The following is a 17,765-nucleotide window of genomic DNA, read 5'->3' as shown; positions in this document are numbered from 1 at the left end:
CAGGAAAAAACCCTCATTATAAGAGGGTTTTTTCCGTTAATTTATTAATTTGATCTCATCAACGTGCACTAAAATCGTTCGGTATGAGCCTATCTCGCGTATTTCACAATAATTGCTGGTATAAATGTAATAAATCGTATAGGCCTTTTCAAGGTAGAAAACTTTATCCCCAACACTAACTTCCATTTGCCGTAATCCTCCAGTTGCATTTCTATATAAGTAACAATAAAAGGAAGTGTATCTTTTTCCGATCAATATAAATCTCCGTATATTAAACATACCGTATAATTTCATTCATCAACAACGTAATTTTATTGCGGTTTACCGCAATTGTATTTCGGTAGGGTTGAGCTAACTCTTAGATGGGCAACGAACCGCAATGACCGAAATGAAAACCCGCAATACCGAACGAAAAAAATATGCGGAATACTGCAAAATTTTTTCGTTGTATTTGTCGTAAAAAGTAGATTAGCATTATGTTTAAGAGATCTCTTAATAAAATAGTTTTGAAGAATTGTATTAATCTATTGACGAGTTGCCTCTAACATCAATAATAGGAAGCCAAACTTGCGATCTATTAGAGGTTGTAGAAGTACGCCGTTAAGTAGCATCTACGATATTCTGTTCTAAATTTGATACACAAGGATGGAATTAGCTAAAGTATAGAAAGTGTGTATTCAAGTAGTTAAAGATTCATTGTAAAAAATAAATATATAATATTTCGAACAAATTTGTCATTCTATAGTATAACTTCATTTTTTAGGGAAGATAATAGTCGGAATTTCTGAAAATTCAGGAGGGAAAAATAGTGTCAAAAAAATATTTAAAAGCAAGAAAATATTTAAAGTCTATTACTTTATCATTATTTACAACAGCATTATTTGTTATACCATCGTTTGGTATAACAAGTGCAAATACTAATTTTTCAATATCACCGTAGCTCCAGCAAGAATCAAAAGATGCTGAAGCGAATCGACTGTATCAGAAAATTATTGATTATGTTGAAGCGGATTCAGATATTCAATACTCAGGTGCTTTCATTGACGACGAAGGAATTTTAAATGTGGGTTTAGTAGGCAAAGAAAATAAATACAGAAATGTATTTAAAGAACTTGCTGTAAACACACCAATCAAATTTTATAACGGAAAACACACTTATAAACATTTAAGAAAAGCTCAGATTGATTTAAGAAAAGCTGATTGGTTAAAATTAGATTTAGGTATTTCTTCTGTATATGTTGATGAAAGTAAAAACAAATTGGTTATTGGACTTCAAGATAAAAGCGCAAATACTGATAATATTAAAGAATTTGTATTAAAAAATACAGCCCTTCAAACGGAGGATTTTGTATTTGAACATGAAGGTCCGGCTTATCCTCAAGCAAATACCGTATATGGTGGACTTGAAGTTCAATCTGAGAACCCGTATGGTACTGATGAATTTAGCACTCTTAGTTTCGGAGCAATTGATAGTGCTGGTAATTATGGTGTTGTTATTTCAGGGCATTCTAATGCGGGCGAAGGAACTGCAGTCTATGAGGGTAATGAATATATAGGAGAAGTTACGAAAGACCCATCAGGTACTAGATATAGCGATGCCTCTTTCGTTAAAACTCAATGGACAACTGTTAAAGGATATATTTTTAGTTTACCTGTTAATACGTATATTAGTTCAAACTATATAGCTGTAGGAGCCTTGGTAGTACGACATGGCGATAATAGTGGTTCAGATCAGGGCAAAATTGTAGCAAAATATGTTGATAAGGCAATGACAGGTGGTTATAAATATAATGATGGATATGTATTAGACGCAATTAAAACAGATGTAGTTTCAGTAGCAGGTGATAGTGGAGCTGCAGTAACATCACCTAAAAACGCTTCTGGTTATGTACAAATATATGGAGTTCATGCTGCAGGTTCATCAACTAATTCATGGTATAGTCCAATAGAAGATGTAATAAGTGAATTAGACTTGGAACGTCCATTATACTCTTCAGATGGACCCAGATCTAATTAAATAACCCTATTAGAACATGGATATTTAAAATGAATTTATTACTATTCTTATTTCAAAAAAAGGATAGCTTTATTATCAAAACCTCGATTTTATCCAACCAAATAGAAGGTAAAATCGAGATTTTTTTATAATGTGCATTTAAAATTCAATTCACCTACCATATACCTCTATTTGAATTTAAAGTTTTAAAAGCAATACATATTTTTATATGAAATGGATATTATGCTAATGTTTTGTTAAATAACTAGGCTCTTGTAAAAAACCTGTCGTATCGAAAATTGCAAAAAGTTAGGACATACTGAGAACCTTTGTCGTTTCCAAAAATAAAAAAAGGACATTCTTACCTTTTTGGTGAAATTTGGGGTTACCATACCTAAATTCCATTAAAAGGAGAGTGTCTAATATTATGGTAACCTTCTATTCACATATCGTCAATTTTATTTTAGCTCTGCAGCCTCAAATTTCTAAACCACAAATGAATCACATGCTGACCTTTATGCACGGTATCATTTTAACAGACGGCAGAATAAACGTACCTCAGATTCGTCGGTCAACTAGTGAAAATCGGGATCTTAGCTGTATGACTCGTTTCTTGAATGAGTCTCTATGGTGTCCAAATCGAGTGACGAGACGCCGACTTCAGTTTGTCATGAATCACATCCAAAAGTCCCGGTCTGAAACCGGAGATACCCGTCCGATTGTATTTTTTATCGTTGACGATACACAATGCAAAAAGGATTGTACGACGAAACGGATGGAAGGCCTTGATAACCACTATTACCATTCTGACGGGAAAACGATATGGTCTCATTGTGTTGTAACTGCTCATGTCGTCAGTGAAAACAATTCTTTTGCTTGGGATTTCCGGTCCTATTTCCAAAAACTCTATTGCCAAAAAGAGGGGATTTCTTTTAAAAGTAAAAATGATCTGACTATTGAGTTGATCAACTCATATCCAGTTAGTGACGATGATCAAGTTTACGTCTTAGTCGATAGTTGGTATACCAGTAAAAAGTTAATCGAAACCTGTTATCAAAAAGGCTTTCATCCCATCGGTGGTTTACGGACGAACAGAAAGATATACCCTGCAGGAGTAGGAATCAAAATATCTGATCTTGCGTCAACTTATATAGAGTCAACTGACCTCCGCCCCGTTACTGTGAATGTCATACTTATAAAATTTATACGTATGAAGGCAATTTGAGTGATACCGATTATGCCAAAGTCTTGTTGTCTTGGGAAAATAAATTCGATTCGAGTAAAACGCCATTTTGTCTCCATTGCACAGATAGTAGCCTGAATCTCGTAACCATTCTGAGCTATTATAATGTACTTCGGAACATCGAAACCGGATATCGTTATTTCAAGGAGTTATTAGGATTTGACGAATACCAGCTTCTTTCACACAAAGGGATGGAACGTTTTTGGTGCATTGAGTTCTTAACCTATAACTATGTAGAATACCAACGTCAAACGTGGCAAAAGGAACTCCCATTAAGGATCAGTGATGTAGTTTGGCGTATCCGAAAAGACCATCTATGTCAACTTGTGGTATACGGTTATGAACAAGCATTGTCGAAAAAATCACTGATGGATGTGCTGAAAGACCTAAAATTGGCGGTTTAAAAAAATTCCAAATCGCTAGACGGGATACGTATGCCCTTTTTTAGGTGAATTTCTAAAATATGCAAGAGTCAAGTAAATAATTATATATACATATTTTTTAGTGTATGGGGGTAAAGCATTTGGGAACTAGAAAAATATTTTTAGTATTGCTTTTATTCAGCGTTTTAGTACTATATTCATGTAGTGAAAAAATTAATAAAAATGAAAATAATGTTGAGTATCAAGATGATAAAATGCTTGGGTTTGTAGAAAAAGTTTATAGTGATAAAGATTTGATTGTCGTTAACATTAATGACTGGTTCCATAGAGATATTCCCAAAGATGAAGACACAGTAATCGCATCTAATATTATTTCAGAAGTGAAAACAAATGATAATACGGTATTTCGATATGAGAATGGAACAAAAGCAGAATTCGAGACTTTAAAAATCGGACAAAAAGTACTTATAACACCACCAATATTTCAAAATAAGAAAAATGTATTAGCAATGGAAATAGTTTTGTTAGATTTGACGTATCATGAAAAATTAAGAGATTTTTTATCTAACGACACAAATAAATTACGAGTATCAATTATTCAGGATGCAGTGAACCCGTTATCCTATGATTCTGAGGATATGTCTGATTTGATTAGCCAAGAACCCACTCTAAATTTTCATGATTATCAGAAAGATTTTGTTGTTGATTACAAAAAGGAGTTGGACATTGAAAAGTTACCGGTTATCCTCGTTTTTGATACAGAAAAACTTCTTTTTAAAACATATAATGTGAAGGAAGCCACGAACTTTATAAGAGAGTGGAAGAACTAATTAAAGAGATTTGATCTTAAAATTAAAATTGAAAATAATTGAGACAAAAAATTTCGATCTTATCCTTCGAGTGTATATCAATAGGTTGTATAGAACGTCTCTTTAATGTTTTGGAAAGCTTTCGCAGATTTATTAAATTATCAACCCGAAAACTACAATCGTAAGAGTGAGGAACTACACCAATTTTTACAGGATTTATGTCATCAGATTAATCATGAGATGCATCTTCAATGAAGTTTGATATAAAACCCATAGGGGCGGTGCATTTACGGCCAAGTGAACCATTTACATGGTCCTCTGGGATAAAATCACCGATTTATTGCGATAATCGCTTAACATTATCGTATCCAGGGCTTCGTAAGGAAATTGCGAAAGGCCTCGCAGGATTAATCGAAACAGAATTTAATGGCTGCGAAGTCGTGGCTGGAACAGCAACAGCCGGCATCCCTCATGCGGCATGGGTTAGCGATCTACTTAATTTACCAATGTGCTATGTCCGCAGTAAGCCGAAAGGTCATGGTAGGGGGAATCAAATCGAAGGTGCTGTAAAGCCGGGTCAAAAAGTCGTCGTTGTTGAAGACTTAATTTCAACCGGCGGCAGTGTGATTACAGCTGTTGAAGCACTTCGTGAAGCCGGCTGTGAAGTGCTTGGTACAGTTGCTATTTTTACGTATGAATTAGATCGAGGCTATAGACAACTTGACGAAGCAAACATCAAAGCTTTTGCCTTAAGTGATTATTCTAATTTAATTGAAGTCGCTTTAGAAAAGGGCTTAGTAAGTGAAGCTGAGCTTGAAAAATTAAAAGAATGGCGGAAAAATCCGGAGGATGAAAGCTGGATGACGTTGTAAAAAGTCAGGAAAAAACCCTCATTATATGAAGTGACCCCTAAAAGTTAGACATGGTTATTTCATTAGGCAACTTGGGTAAAATGAGTTCGGTATTGCACCGGACTCATTTTTAATTTTGCCTTTATTCGCTTCGTATTGTAGTAATTGATGTATTTTTCTAATTCTATTTTAAAATGCTCTACACTTTCAAATTCTGTCATGTAGAGGAACTCGGATTTCATAATTCCAAAGAAATTCTCCATTACCGAATTATCGTAACAGTTCCCCTTACGAGACATACTTTGGACAATCCATCTTGATTTTAGAGCACGTCGATATTTCTCCATTTGATAATGCCAACCTTGATCGGAATGCATCAGTAATTGATGATTCTCTGGTAAACGTTCAAATGCCTGTTCCAACATGTCCGAAACAAGGGAATAGGTTGGTCTAGAGCCAATTGTATACGTGATAATCTCCCCGTTATATAAATCTAAAACAGGTGATAAATAAAGTTTCTCACCAAATAATTTAAATTCCGTAATGTCTGTTACCCACTTTTCATTTGGTGCGTCTGCCATAAATTTACGGTCTAAGATATTGGGCGCAATTTTACCCACTGTACCTTTATACGATTTATATTTTTTCATACGTACTAAGCATTTTAAACCAAGCTCTTTCATGATACGTTGTACTTTTTTATGATTCACATTTTTTCCACGATTCGCTAGTTCATCACGAATACGGCGATAGCCATAACGCCCTTCATGTTCTTCATAAATCGCCTTTATTTCTGCTTTTAAATCAGCGTCTGAATCCGGACGACTCATACGTTTCACTAAATCATAGTACGTACTACGGGGAATGCCAGCGAGCTTTACGAGTTCTTTCACCGGGTATTTAAGCCTTAGTTCATAGACTACTTGCGCTTTGTCTTGTTTGGTGATTTTTCCTTGTTTTGAACTAAGGCATTCAACTTTTTTAAATACTCGTTTTCCATTTCTAGTTGTTTAATACGCGCTTCAAGTGCTTCAGTAGAGTCTCTGACTGGTGCTTGTTTAGGTTGCTGATTGGATTCCTTTTTCATGGATGGACGCCCCTTTTTCTTTGATTGAAGGGCATCTAATCCTTGTGTTTCAAATAGTTTTCTCCAAACAATAATGGTTGAAGGGGCAGGGATCTTAAAAATCGCTGCTGTTTCATTTAAGGACGTACCATGTTCAATCATGTAATTTAGTACGTCTAGTTTAAACTGTTGTGTGTAATTTGTACAAGGCTTAATAAAAACTTCGACACCATTATATTCGTATTGTTTGACCCATTTAAGAATCGCTTTATTATCAGTTCCTAAAGATTTAGCTATTTCATATGAACTCTCATTTCCATTTAAATAACGTTTAACTGCTTGTAATTTGTCTTCTGCAGTAAATTTAGCCATAGAAAAACTGCACCTCCAGTTGTTAGATGGTGTCTAACAATTGGGGTGCAGTTCAGTTCAAAGGTTTTCTTTGCTAAATTAATAGTTACTTAACTAGTTAAGCCATAAAAAGGAAAGGTATTTCCTATCCTTTAAAATTCGAGGTGATACCATGCTAGATTTTATGTTTGGCATTTTCATAAGATTAGTCATATTCTTTGCTATTTCTTTGGCAGCTGGGCTCCTTTTTAATATTATAAAAAGGTGGAAGAATCATAATTCAATTTATTATGCAATATGTGGAATGTTCTCTTTTATTAGTTATTTAATTTCAGATAACTATTCTACATTTTTAGGTGTGCTTACTTATGCATTCTTTTTATGGTCTATTATAATTTTTTTTTAAAAGAGACAAAAACCGCCATTCTTAGGACTTTTTACGAAATTTTATTGAGGCTTTCCGCAATGTTGTTTCGGTAGGTTGCACCCAATCTTAAATGGACAAAGAACAGCGAAGACCGAAATAAAAAACCGCAATACCGAACGAAAACATATGCGGAATACCGCAAATTTTTTTCGTTGTATTTGTCGCGAAAAGTAGATTATCATTAAATACAAGAGATCTCTTAAAAGATATTTTTATTGAATTTCGAATTTCAATGGGAGTGATTAATGTTTCGGATTGGGAAAAATATGAAGATAGTGCGGGTTCTGTATACTAATTACCTGGAAATATGCAGGGATTAGTAATATATTTATTTGTATAATTTTAGTAAAATAATAGTGTGATTAAGACTATTAAAATAAACAATGTAAAGAGAGGGGAAGATAAAATGAGAAAACATATAATTAAATTTATTACAACCATGTTGTTTTTTTCTACGTTAATTGTTAATAATTCCATTGTACATGCTGGTCCTGCGCCACAATTAACAGATCTTCAAATAATTGCAGTAACATCAGATGGCAATAACTATGAATGGGAAGATATCTATTTTAATCAAAATTGGGCAAGTAAGCCTTTAGAGGGAAATACAGCCTATTTTGCAATTTATGTCGAGGGCACTGAATTATCTGGAACTTTAAGAATTTATAGTGGGGGCCAAGATATTACAAAATATACCACTGAGCCATTACCACCTGATTATCTGTCTGGTCCTGATAGAATTGTATATGGAAAAATTGTTTATAAAGAAATTCCATTTGGTTATTTAAATGGTTCAATTAATGTGGAAGCTCGAAATTACTATCCTCCTAATAGGACATTTTATGATTACCTTAATTTCGACTTAATCCCTACAGGATCATTAATTAATACTCAGACTTCTTCTGTAAGTTACGACAATAAAGAAGTTCATGTTTTAAGCGAAGAAATCCTAAAACAGTTAACTGATAATTTAGTTAAAAAAGCAGAAGAAGATAAAAAGGCAACAGAAAGTAGGGAGGAGGAATAAGAATTGTCAATTAGCATTGATCAAAACCGTGCAGCCTTTGCCGCCTATACAAAATTAACTGTAGTATCACGATTTGAAAATAGGATGAACAACCATCAATCATATAGTAATGAACATATGTCTATGAATTTTTCAGATTTTTTGGATGTTCTAAAAAATAATGAAGTAGTAAATAAAAGTTACGTACGAAATGTCCCGATAAAGCAGCGAGAAGATAGTCTTATTAATAGTTTATACAACGGAAATATGCAATTTGAAAATGAGAAATTGTCATACATTGAGAAAGCTTATAATTTGGGAATGGTAGATGGGTGCAATATATTAATTAATAGAAAAGTTTAAAAATAAAGGATGCAGGCTGTCGATAGTTATAGGGACAGCCTGCTCATTTTTATATTTAATGTTATTGAAATTATATTTTTTCTAAGGTAGTACTCCACTAATAGTGTTTGGTGAATTGAAAAAACTAGGACCGACTGATCGTGATAAAATAATAGTTACTGGAATAGATGAAGACAAAAATTATTATTACTTCTTATTGACTGATGAAACCATAGGAAAAGGCGTTGCAATTTTGAAAATAAAGAAGCTAAATTTCAGCATTAGCGAAATCGTCAGTGTCTATGATTCAGGGGATTTGAAAGGATAACAATGGGATCGATATAACTCCATATAATGATCACAAACGTCCATTTCATGATGATGGAGTTGGATATGAAGTACAATCATTAACTGGCTATACGGAAAGTACAGCATATGGCGTAGTTGGGAGTGCTTACACTAAAAAATCAACCGGTCAAGCCGCGTATATGTTCTTTACTGTAGGAAGACAAGGTACTACTTATAAATCTAACGATTATGGTATTGGCTATTATAACGGTTCATGGAAAGGATTTGCTTCAGGTGATTTGACAGGCTGGTTGGCAGAAGCTCCAAACTATACAATAAGTGCTGGTCAAAACATATATATGCATATAGCAATTGTTGGAGATTATGTTAGACTAAGAGTTCTTGATGGTAATAACTTCTCAAAGGTTTTTTGGGATAAATCATATTATCACTACAGTTACTTCCCAAGTAACGGTAGTGGAGTGCATTTTAACAGACAGATAACTTTATGTGATACAGATGAAGTTACTGGAACAGGACTATATTTTAAAAATGCATCTTTTTCAGATAGTTATTTGTACTCTCCTACTGGATATGCTAGATATTCATCAAACAACACAAATCCTGATAGAAGAGGAAGGTTTAAAGCAGACTGGACAAATTATTCAAATGTGACGGTTCATAGTAGTAGTGCTTGGTATGCAGAAAAAATCTCCATAGAATTTTAGGGAAATAGGCTACGTGGAATGTTCATCGTAAACAAAAGTTATAAGAAAAGTTGGTTGGAAACTCAAACTTCACACATAAAAAACTCTAGTACTTTTGTAAGTGTGTGAAGTTTGAGATGGAATAACAAAGAAAGTATTGGAACTGTGGAAATATTTAATTTAAATGAAAGGATTTGGTTTGTAAAATGAAAAAATTCTGGCTATGTATTATAATAGTCTTTACTTTTTTTTGTAAATTCCATTGGAGTGTTAGCTGCTTCCGATTCTATTAATGTTACTATAGATAATAAAGAAGTAGAGTTCACTGCCGATTCAGGAAAACCATTTATTGATAAAAACAATAGAACGCTCGTTCCGTTTAGGGTTATTCTTGAACAATTTGGTGCTGAAGTCAAATGGATTGATTTTAGTCAAGGAGTGGTAATAGCAACAAAAAACGACTTAAATGTACGCATCTTTGTAGGTGAAAATTATGTTGATCAATATAAGACGGAAACTTGGCCGCGTGCCTCATCAGAGCCACATCACACATGGCCTGTAGCAATTGATACCAATATAATTATTAAAGATAATAGGGTATATATACCAATAAGATCTGTTCTAGAAGCATTTCATGCGCAGATAACTTGGGATGACAAAACAAAGACCATAATTATTTCATCTGAAAAGATATAATTCGGGTAATTCAATATTAAACGTCGGTCAACGGAAACCTACATTGAATGAGAAGAGTGGGAAATGGATGTGAAGTGCTTGGGACGGTTGACATTTTTACATATGAATTAGAGCGGGGCTATAAGAGGATGGAAGCTGGATGAAGCTGTAAAAAAGACAGTAAAAAACCTCCTTGGAGGGTTTTTTACATTAATAAATTAATTTGATCTCATCAACATATATCAAAATCGTTCTGTAAGACTCTACTCGCGTATTTCACAATAGTTGCTTGAATAAGTATAATAAATCGTATACTCCTTCCTTTGGTAGAAAACACCCTATCCCCAATCGTTTAGCTATATAATGTTTGGAATTTATTTGTATAATTCAGAGGGGAGATAAATGTGCATCCCGCAGAAATAATTAAGTTAACATTTGTTGGGATTATGATTACAACAATTGTAATTATTACGCTCTTTTTTAAAGGTAAATGGAGAAAAATTGGCTGGTTATTAGCTTTAGTTACATTGACAGTTTATTGTGCATTCTATGTAGTACGTCCTTTTTGGATTGATACACAAATAGACAAGAAGGTTAAATTAATAGAACTATACCTATTTCAACGTTATCCTGATGAAAAATGGGTGATTTCAACAGTTCCTTATCGCGAAGAAGGCTTTAATCATATGAACCCATATTATATTAATGTTGTTTTTGAAAGTGAACCAGAAGTAACCTATGACTATTGGGCGGAAAATAAGAATAATATCTACCAAATTGGTTATTCAACAAACGATGGGTTGGCTGAATTAAAACATTTAGAGAAGAAAAACGAATAATTAATATACTCTACTATAAAATTAGTATATTTTTTTTGTGAAAGATTGGATGTTAAAGAATCTGTTCCGAAATAGAATTGCGGTTTTCCGCAAATTTATTTCGGTGAAAATATTGTAGAAATCTAGTACAATATAACTAAAGTTGTTATTAGGGTGAATATAGATGATTGAAATCAAGGAATGCATGCTTCAATTAGTAAAGCAAAACTTAAAACATGATAAAATAGTTGGAACCATTTGTGATTTTATTGATTTCAAAGAAAAAGAAGGCTTTCGCTTTGGTGATTTAGTATTGTTTCATTATGAATTATTCGGTGGAAAAGGCAATGAAATCAACCAAATTGCTGCCGGAATGGAAATGTTAATACTAGCCATTGATATATTTGATGATTTGGTAGACCTCGATAATCAAGACCTACCTTGGATGAAAGTCGAAACATCAACCGCTACTCATATTGGACTGGCTCTTTTGACCATAAGCCAACTTGCAATTGATGAAAGCTTTTTCGACAATAAAGTAAAACTGGAAGCAAGGAAAATGTTCAATAAACATATAGTGCGTTGTATTTCTGGTCAGCAGTGGGATGCTGAGAATGAAATTTATAATGAGAGTGATTATCTATCCGTTACGAAAGAAAAATCGGGATCACTTATTTCATCTGCTTGTCTATTAGGAACCATTTTTACAAATTATCAGCAGCCGCAAATTGTGAAAGAATATGCCGAACATTTTGGCATTGCTGTTCAAATTGCCAATGATATAAAAGATATTCAGCGGGAAAATAGCAAAAACGATTTTCTACATAAGAAAAAGACATTGCCTGTTTTGTATCTTTTAAATAATGCTGCTGCAGAATTTGAAGAATTAAAGAGGTACTATAAAGGAGACATACAGAAAGAACAAATTCAATCAAAGCAAAGTGAAATCGTCGCTTTGATTAAAAAGTCTGGAGCCATTGAGTACGCCAAAGTTATTATGCAGCTTGAAATTAATAAGTCAATGAAAATTATCAATACCATGGATATTACTGAAGATTCAAAAGAAAGAATTCAATCCATGTTATTTAGATAAGAAAAATATTATAACTTAGTAAACTATTGGAGGAATTATGATGATTTCAGAGATTATTCAGCATTTGGTAAAAAATCAAGAGGTGCTTGAGCAAGTACAGAATGGATTTGCGAGTTTAGTTGGTGTAAGTGAAGAGGAAGTACAGATTATATTGGATGTTTTGAATGGAACTGTTACAACTCTATCAAGCTTCTGGCTTTAAAATCTAATAGCTAGATTCTATTCATTATAGAAGGAATCTAGCTTTTTAGTTTGTACTAATATTGCAAATAAAATAATAGCTTTAGGTGATTCGATGTCAAAAAGCACATTTAGCATATTAATTTTTACGGTATTATTGTTATGTATCTATTTTACTACCATTACTGTGAAATATGCACATATTGGAATCGGTGTTGAGGAAACCCTGAATAATCAGTTTGAAATTATAAATGTTGCTCCTAAGGGGGCAGCAGAATATTTAGGAATAAAGAAAGGGGATATTGTTCTCAATATTAACGGAAAAATGCCTAAAGAGCATCAGTCCGTTATTAAGTACAACCTTATTGAACAGGCAAATGAGATTATTGTTGAAAGAAATGGAGAAATATTCAAATATAATGTACAAGCTCACTTTTACAAGGACCAATTCATCTTACATATAATTACTCCGTTTTTTGTTTTACTTCTTTCTTTTTTGTTTAGTGCTTTTTTGTTCAAATACAAAAGAAATGAAAAGGTCACTTTAATATTGATTTTGCTATTTCAAACATATGGAATTAGTTTCTTCGCTGGAGCGGCATCAGCACGTACAGAACCGCTGGCCCAATTTATTGCAATAAGTACTTTATTAGCGATACCGTTGTTGCTACTTCATTTTTTCATATTATATTTTCAAAAATACAATATGAAATTTGTACGCTTTAATCTAGTTAAAAACCTATATATTTCTAACACTTTAATCCTGCTTTTATCACTTTTATTTTTACTTTTTCCTTTTTACAATATTTTATTTTCAATAATAAAAATGTTTGTTTTACTCATGTTTGTTATAAACACTTGTTGTTGTATTTATATTTTTGGTAGTGGCTTTATAAAAAATCGAAAGTCAATCTATAGCCCTCTTTTTAAAATCATAACTCTGGGTATTTTTATTTCATTTTTTCCATTTATTATGTTTTACGCAATACCAACCTTTATTTTTAAACAGGAACTTATTTCCGGTGAAGTTGCTTTTTTATTTACTTATTTTTTACCACTTACTTTTGTTTATTTAGTATCAACGAATCAGTTTTTAGATATTAATTTTTATATTAAGCGGATTTATTATTATTCTCTATTATCAATTACACCCTCACTGCTGTTTATAATAGTTGGGGCAATATTATTAGATGATGTTCCCGTATTAAGATGGGTACAAATTTTTGTTGCCGTCTACTTATTTTTTATTCTAGTATTTTACATAAAAGAAGAATTAGATTATCGGCTTCGGGGCAACTTATTTTCTGAAAAATATAATCTGCAATCAAGTATCTACCAATTTGTTGCATTTCTATCTCGTGAAAAAAGTAAAAAAGTGATCGAGCAGTATTTTGTTAATGAAATTAAAGCCATATTGGGTCTAAAGAACATTGCTTTGCTTGAATATGATAAAGAGGTTGATAGTCTCATATTGGTTAATGGTGATAGCTGGGATTACGAAAAGGGGCTGTTACAGACCCATCTTTCGTTATTTTTTGGGAAAAATTTCTTCGGAGAACTACAACTTTTGAATACGATCTCTTATTTAATTGTCGCTGAAAATAAAAAGAAAATAACAGTATTGGTATTGGGCAGAAAGAAGAACTTTACAGCTTTTAACCTTGACGAAAAAGAATGGCTAAAAACAATTTCTTATTATATGAATGTAAGCTATCAAAATCTGCAAATGATCGAGGATTTAATCGAGGAGTTAGAAAATATTAAAACAAAAGACGATGCTCCTTCCTGGGTGCTCAAGATGTTATTTAATATAGAAGAAAAGGAGCGAAAGCGGTTATCGACTGATTTACATGATTCCGCCCTTCAAGAGCAGCTTTTATTATACAGAAAATTATCTGGAATTCTTGAAAAATATAATTTTGATTCGATTGCTAAACAAGAACTTGACTTTATTAATGAAGGTTTATTAGATGTCATTCATGAAATTCGTGAAACTTGCAATGAGTTAATGCCGCCATTTTTGAAAGAAACAGGCATTGTTGGATCGCTAGAGAATCTTTTTAAAAAGGTGCAATTGCGGACAAATTTAGTGATCGATTTCGTTGCTGACAGAAATTTTGTATATAGCATCAGTGATGAAATAACATTGGCACTTTACCGGGTTGTCCAAGAATTAATGAATAATGCTGAAAAGCATTCCAATGCATCAAAGGTTAGTATTTATCTTACATCTGAATATGATCATATCATTTTAAAATACAAAGATGATGGAGAAGGGATGGCAGGAGAAAGCGCACCAGCCTTTAATGGGCGTCTTGGAATATACGGAATAAGAGAGCGGGTAAGAAGTGTCAACGGAAATATTGAATTTAGTAATTTAAAGGATAGTAGTGGATTACAAATAGTAATTGAAATCCCGTTGGATAAAGAGAATCCAATAATAATTGTCGGGTAATGAGGAGGAATTTATATGATAAATATTTTACTTGTAGATGATCATCCCTCTGTCAGAGAAGGAACGAAAGCAATGATTGAAGCGGATAATCAATATCAAGTTACGTTAGCTGCCTCTGGGGAAGAAGCGATAGAACGAATAGAAAGTTCAAGCTATGATTTATACATTTTTGATTTGTTTATAGACACTATCAATGGGATTGATTTAACTAAACGGGTTATTGCAAAAGATGCGGAAGCGAATGTGTTAATCATGACAGGATTTGATATTGAGTCTCATTTCAATATTTTAATGGAGGCCGGTGCCGGTGGTTTTATTAGTAAAACAGCATCCAAGGATCAGCTATTAACAGCGATAAAATGCGCATTAAGAAAAGAAGCGATTCTTCCCATATCTTTTTTACAACAACTACGGCAGATTGAGTTTAAAGGAGTAATAAATGATGGTGATGCAAAATCTGGTATTTCCTTGAACGAAAAAGAGCAACAAGTATTATATGAAGCCTCACTTGGAAAATCAAACAAGGAGATTGCTCAAAGTCTAATGATCAGTCAGCGTATGGTAGAATATCATTTGACAAAAATATTTGGAACTTTAAATGTTAGTTCGCGCGGAGAAGCGGTTGCAAAGGCTAGGGAGTTGAGGTTGCTTCCAAGAGAAGTTTTTACAAATAATAGTTAATTACTCTAGAGTAAAAGTAACGGAATATTACAATTATAGTCTGCATGCTATTAGGTAGCATGGACAAAAATAAGCCATTCTGATCATTGTTCTTGGTTAACTTTGATTAGTTTGGCTTTATTTTTTGGGAAAATAGATGAGTAGGTAGTCACGAAATTTTAAAACCCTTATACGGTCGATAAGACTTTTTTATTGTTTAGAATACGTACAATGTCCTCATAGTAGTGACCAGTTGTCCCTATTACTTGAAACAAAAAAGAAGAAGAAAACATATAGACAACGAATGATCGAGGCTTAAGATCCATTTATTTGCCCATGTTGCCAATTAAAGATGGAATTAGTAGAAATCTATCATTCAGACTATGGTCATCTGTATCATTATATGGAGGACATGGAGTTTATTAAAGAATGGAGGAAGATGATCCTTTTGGTTTAGATGATGAAATCGTTCTGCTTTCGTTTAAATGCAAAGATTGTGGTAAAAGGGACGAAGTCCCTGAATATGTTGTTGGAGATTTTAGTGTGGACTTAAATAATGATGAAGAAGTAGAAGTTGAGTGTCCTTTTTGTGGAGGCACTATGCTTCGAGCGAGAAATGTCCCAAGTGAATAATCTACACTTGGGACGTGGATAAAGTCGCGTTAGCGATTTATTCTTTTGCTCAGAAAAGTTTATTTCGGTACCGAAATAAAATAGCGGTAATTATCAATAGATTGTTAGAATATTAGTATGCTAATATAAATTTTACCAAGATTATTAAACACAATTTTTTTATTGATGGCCGTCAAACAGTAGTGTGTTAGAAATAGTTTGGGAGAGATAGAAACATATAGAAAATATATGTTCTTCGAGTAATTTAACCAGGAGGAAAATATGATAAATCGCAAACGTGTAATTTCTACTATATTAGCTTTAGTAATTCCTATTTCAGCATCCGCTTCCGTATATGCTTCTGGCAATGAGGGAGACGACGCTAATTCAGCTATGACCCTTTTAAATAAAGGAAATATTGTTGAATTAGAAAACAAAAATCTAGAATTAGAGTCTTCAGACTTTAAAACACTCGAATTTTCTTATAGTACAGATTCTTTAAACGGAGATACTTCAATCAATGCAACTTGGGATGGAAGCTTTTCCAATAGCTATACGATTCCAAAACTTGTTGTTGCTGGTGGAAGTAGCTCGATTGTAGCATGGCTATTATCAAAGACAACTTGGCCTACTGCAATATGTACAGGTATTGCTTCAGCAATCGGAGTGTACACTTCTGATGATGTAACAGTCAAATCAACTGTTAACTATAGATGGATCACAAAATACACAGAATGTTATTATTCAATGTCTAGCAATATCTATGTAGATGGAAAATTCAAAAAAACAATAACTCAAACATGGACAGCAAAAGATGATCCCAATATTGATTCTATTGACCCAACAGTGGAAGTAAAATAGATATATAGAAGGTGATATGTTTACAAACTAAGTAATATAGGGGTAACAAACCTGTTGCTAAACAGTAAAAAGGTACTCGGAAAAGGATTTCCCTTAGACCGAATACCTTTTTACTTGTATTCATATATTGCATATTACAAACCGATTGAGTGGCAGTTTTTTCACTGAAAAGGAGTAGGTCTAATTGAACGATATAAAAAGAGCTATAATTACTGGGTGTGTTGTCGCCGTTGCTGCCTTTTTCCTTGATAAATTCGGAGTTGAAAATAACGTATATTATTTTATAGTGTATTTTGTTTGTATTTATTGTGTATTAAAAATATTCCGCATTAAATAGTTTTGCTCAGGCAGGGCAATGTGCATTAAGAAATGAATCAATCCTTCCAATAAAATGTTTTATCCTTTTAGAGTTCATCTAGTTGCTCAACTACAAAGTACAGATAGGATTCATGAAGACGAACATTTTTAGCCACCTACATCTCCTCCTAATAAAATGTAGATATGTCGTCCTTCTATTATAACTTATAAGTCTATTATAAGGGGGGCGATCACAGGCACCTGTCGATTAGTAATAGTAAAGATAACAAACCTGTTGCTAAACATTAAAAAGGTACTCGGAAAAGGAGTAGTCTAATTGAACGACAAAAAAAATCTATAATTGCAGGATGTGTTGTCGTCGTTGTTGTGTACAATTGATTTTGTTAAGAAGGTATTTTTGATTAATTAGATTTGAGCCACTAATTTCTAAGGAGGACTCTTAACTTTGTCCGAAGCGGCTCTCAATGATGGTAGAGGTGGCACTTTTGCATGGACGAATGAGTTTTTCCACTGCATACTTTTTCATTGAATTATTTTTTGTAGTGAACATTAGAGGATTATTGTGCAGTAGGCATAGCAGGAGGACCGAAACTGGCTTTCCAACATTGCGGACAGGGAGTGCGG

At 33.2% G+C, this 17,765-nt stretch carries 19 protein-coding genes; 16 read left to right on the top strand and 3 right to left on the bottom strand.

Going from position 1 to position 17,765, the window contains the following annotated elements; genetic code table 11:
- Positions 1 to 36: 36 nt before the first annotated feature.
- Positions 37 to 186 (bottom strand): hypothetical protein, encoded by a 150-nt coding sequence (locus BAZO_RS22205; RefSeq protein WP_157382046.1) that lies wholly within the window; start codon positions 184 to 186, stop codon positions 37 to 39.
- Positions 187 to 1,063: 877 nt separating this feature from the next.
- On the opposite strand from BAZO_RS22205, the gene BAZO_RS02635 reads away from it, so the two are divergent.
- From BAZO_RS02635 to pyrE, 4 genes are all read left to right on the top strand, one after another.
- The gene (locus BAZO_RS02635) at positions 1,064 to 2,017 is read left to right on the top strand and encodes a chymotrypsin family serine protease (RefSeq protein ID WP_003329700.1); all 954 of its coding nucleotides are present in this window, start codon (positions 1,064 to 1,066) and stop codon (positions 2,015 to 2,017) included.
- Between the two features lie 394 nt (positions 2,018 to 2,411).
- A complete protein-coding gene (locus tag BAZO_RS02630) occupies positions 2,412 to 3,221 on the top strand; it encodes a transposase (RefSeq protein WP_157382045.1) in 810 nt (269 codons plus the stop codon).
- 541 nt (positions 3,222 to 3,762) lie between these two features.
- Positions 3,763 to 4,452: a hypothetical protein gene (locus tag BAZO_RS02620; protein WP_003329697.1), complete on the top strand. Its 690-nt coding sequence runs from the start codon at positions 3,763 to 3,765 to the stop codon at positions 4,450 to 4,452.
- Positions 4,453 to 4,682: 230 nt separating this feature from the next.
- A complete protein-coding gene (gene pyrE, locus BAZO_RS02615) occupies positions 4,683 to 5,303 on the top strand; it encodes an orotate phosphoribosyltransferase (protein ID WP_003329696.1) in 621 nt (206 codons plus the stop codon).
- Between the two features lie 62 nt (positions 5,304 to 5,365).
- Here the strand turns inward: pyrE and BAZO_RS21515 are convergent.
- Positions 5,366 to 6,720 (bottom strand): IS3 family transposase gene (locus tag BAZO_RS21515; protein WP_087946142.1). Its coding sequence is split into 2 segments (ribosomal slippage): positions 5,366 to 6,267 and positions 6,267 to 6,720, totalling 1,356 coding nucleotides; the frame shifts between segments, so codons are not numbered across the junction.
- 812 nt (positions 6,721 to 7,532) lie between these two features.
- Between BAZO_RS21515 and BAZO_RS21060 the strand changes: the two genes are divergently transcribed.
- From BAZO_RS21060 to BAZO_RS02550, 12 genes are all read left to right on the top strand, one after another.
- Positions 7,533 to 8,153: a DUF4879 domain-containing protein gene (locus BAZO_RS21060; RefSeq protein WP_003329693.1), complete on the top strand. Its 621-nt coding sequence runs from the start codon at positions 7,533 to 7,535 to the stop codon at positions 8,151 to 8,153.
- Positions 8,154 to 8,156: 3 nt separating this feature from the next.
- Positions 8,157 to 8,495: a hypothetical protein gene (locus BAZO_RS02595; protein ID WP_003329692.1), complete on the top strand. Its 339-nt coding sequence runs from the start codon at positions 8,157 to 8,159 to the stop codon at positions 8,493 to 8,495.
- Positions 8,496 to 8,598: 103 nt separating this feature from the next.
- The gene (locus tag BAZO_RS02590) at positions 8,599 to 8,802 is read left to right on the top strand and encodes a hypothetical protein (RefSeq protein WP_003329691.1); all 204 of its coding nucleotides are present in this window, start codon (positions 8,599 to 8,601) and stop codon (positions 8,800 to 8,802) included.
- A gap of 160 nt (positions 8,803 to 8,962) precedes the next feature.
- Positions 8,963 to 9,490, top strand: a complete 528-nt coding sequence (locus BAZO_RS02585) for a hypothetical protein (protein ID WP_003329689.1) — start codon at positions 8,963 to 8,965, stop codon at positions 9,488 to 9,490.
- Positions 9,491 to 9,736: 246 nt separating this feature from the next.
- Positions 9,737 to 10,165, top strand: a complete 429-nt coding sequence (locus BAZO_RS02580) for a copper amine oxidase N-terminal domain-containing protein (RefSeq protein WP_003329688.1) — start codon at positions 9,737 to 9,739, stop codon at positions 10,163 to 10,165.
- A gap of 383 nt (positions 10,166 to 10,548) precedes the next feature.
- A complete protein-coding gene (locus BAZO_RS02575; protein ID WP_003329687.1) occupies positions 10,549 to 10,983 on the top strand; it encodes a hypothetical protein in 435 nt (144 codons plus the stop codon).
- A gap of 163 nt (positions 10,984 to 11,146) precedes the next feature.
- Positions 11,147 to 12,055: a polyprenyl synthetase family protein gene (locus tag BAZO_RS02570; protein ID WP_003329686.1), complete on the top strand. Its 909-nt coding sequence runs from the start codon at positions 11,147 to 11,149 to the stop codon at positions 12,053 to 12,055.
- A gap of 40 nt (positions 12,056 to 12,095) precedes the next feature.
- On the top strand, positions 12,096 to 12,257 hold the full coding sequence (comX, locus tag BAZO_RS21510) for a competence pheromone ComX (RefSeq protein WP_003329685.1): 162 nt from the start codon (positions 12,096 to 12,098) through the stop codon (positions 12,255 to 12,257).
- Between the two features lie 93 nt (positions 12,258 to 12,350).
- Positions 12,351 to 14,690, top strand: coding sequence for an ATP-binding protein (locus BAZO_RS02565; RefSeq protein ID WP_003329684.1), 2,340 nt, complete (start codon positions 12,351 to 12,353; stop codon positions 14,688 to 14,690).
- A gap of 15 nt (positions 14,691 to 14,705) precedes the next feature.
- A complete protein-coding gene (locus tag BAZO_RS02560) occupies positions 14,706 to 15,371 on the top strand; it encodes a response regulator transcription factor (protein ID WP_003329683.1) in 666 nt (221 codons plus the stop codon).
- Between the two features lie 408 nt (positions 15,372 to 15,779).
- Entirely contained in the window at positions 15,780 to 15,983 is a 204-nt protein-coding gene (locus tag BAZO_RS02555) for an FmdB family zinc ribbon protein (RefSeq protein ID WP_003329682.1), read from the top strand.
- Between the two features lie 261 nt (positions 15,984 to 16,244).
- Complete coding sequence (locus BAZO_RS02550) at positions 16,245 to 16,823, top strand: hypothetical protein (RefSeq protein WP_003329681.1); 579 nt, start codon at positions 16,245 to 16,247, stop codon at positions 16,821 to 16,823.
- Positions 16,824 to 17,580: 757 nt separating this feature from the next.
- On the opposite strand, the gene BAZO_RS22720 is transcribed toward BAZO_RS02550, so the two are convergent.
- Positions 17,581 to 17,765 (bottom strand): hypothetical protein (locus BAZO_RS22720; protein ID WP_211208541.1); only part of this gene is annotated, 185 nt, incomplete at its 5' end.

This window comes from Schinkia azotoformans LMG 9581 (assembly GCF_000307855.1).
Lineage (GTDB): Bacteria > Bacillota > Bacilli > Bacillales > Bacillaceae_J > Schinkia > Schinkia azotoformans.
Note: the sequence above shows the minus strand (reverse complement) of the source record. Positions and strands in the feature narration are given on the sequence as shown.

Bases quoted from the DNA above. Each gene is read 5' to 3' on its own strand.
- BAZO_RS22205 (WP_157382046.1), bottom strand. From the start codon at position 186: ATGGAAGTTAGTGTTGGGGATAAAGTTTTCTACCTTGAAAAGGCCTAT.
- pyrE (WP_003329696.1), top strand. From the start codon at position 4,683: ATGAAGTTTGATATAAAACCCATAGGGGCGGTGCATTTACGGCCAAGT.
- BAZO_RS21060 (WP_003329693.1), top strand. From the start codon at position 7,533: ATGAGAAAACATATAATTAAATTTATTACAACCATGTTGTTTTTTTCT.
- BAZO_RS02585 (WP_003329689.1), top strand. From the start codon at position 8,963: ATGTTCTTTACTGTAGGAAGACAAGGTACTACTTATAAATCTAACGAT.
- BAZO_RS02570 (WP_003329686.1), top strand. From the start codon at position 11,147: ATGATTGAAATCAAGGAATGCATGCTTCAATTAGTAAAGCAAAACTTA.
- comX (WP_003329685.1), top strand. From the start codon at position 12,096: ATGATTTCAGAGATTATTCAGCATTTGGTAAAAAATCAAGAGGTGCTT.
- BAZO_RS02565 (WP_003329684.1), top strand. From the start codon at position 12,351: ATGTCAAAAAGCACATTTAGCATATTAATTTTTACGGTATTATTGTTA.
- BAZO_RS02560 (WP_003329683.1), top strand. From the start codon at position 14,706: ATGATAAATATTTTACTTGTAGATGATCATCCCTCTGTCAGAGAAGGA.
- BAZO_RS02555 (WP_003329682.1), top strand. From the start codon at position 15,780: ATGGAGGAAGATGATCCTTTTGGTTTAGATGATGAAATCGTTCTGCTT.
- BAZO_RS02550 (WP_003329681.1), top strand. From the start codon at position 16,245: ATGATAAATCGCAAACGTGTAATTTCTACTATATTAGCTTTAGTAATT.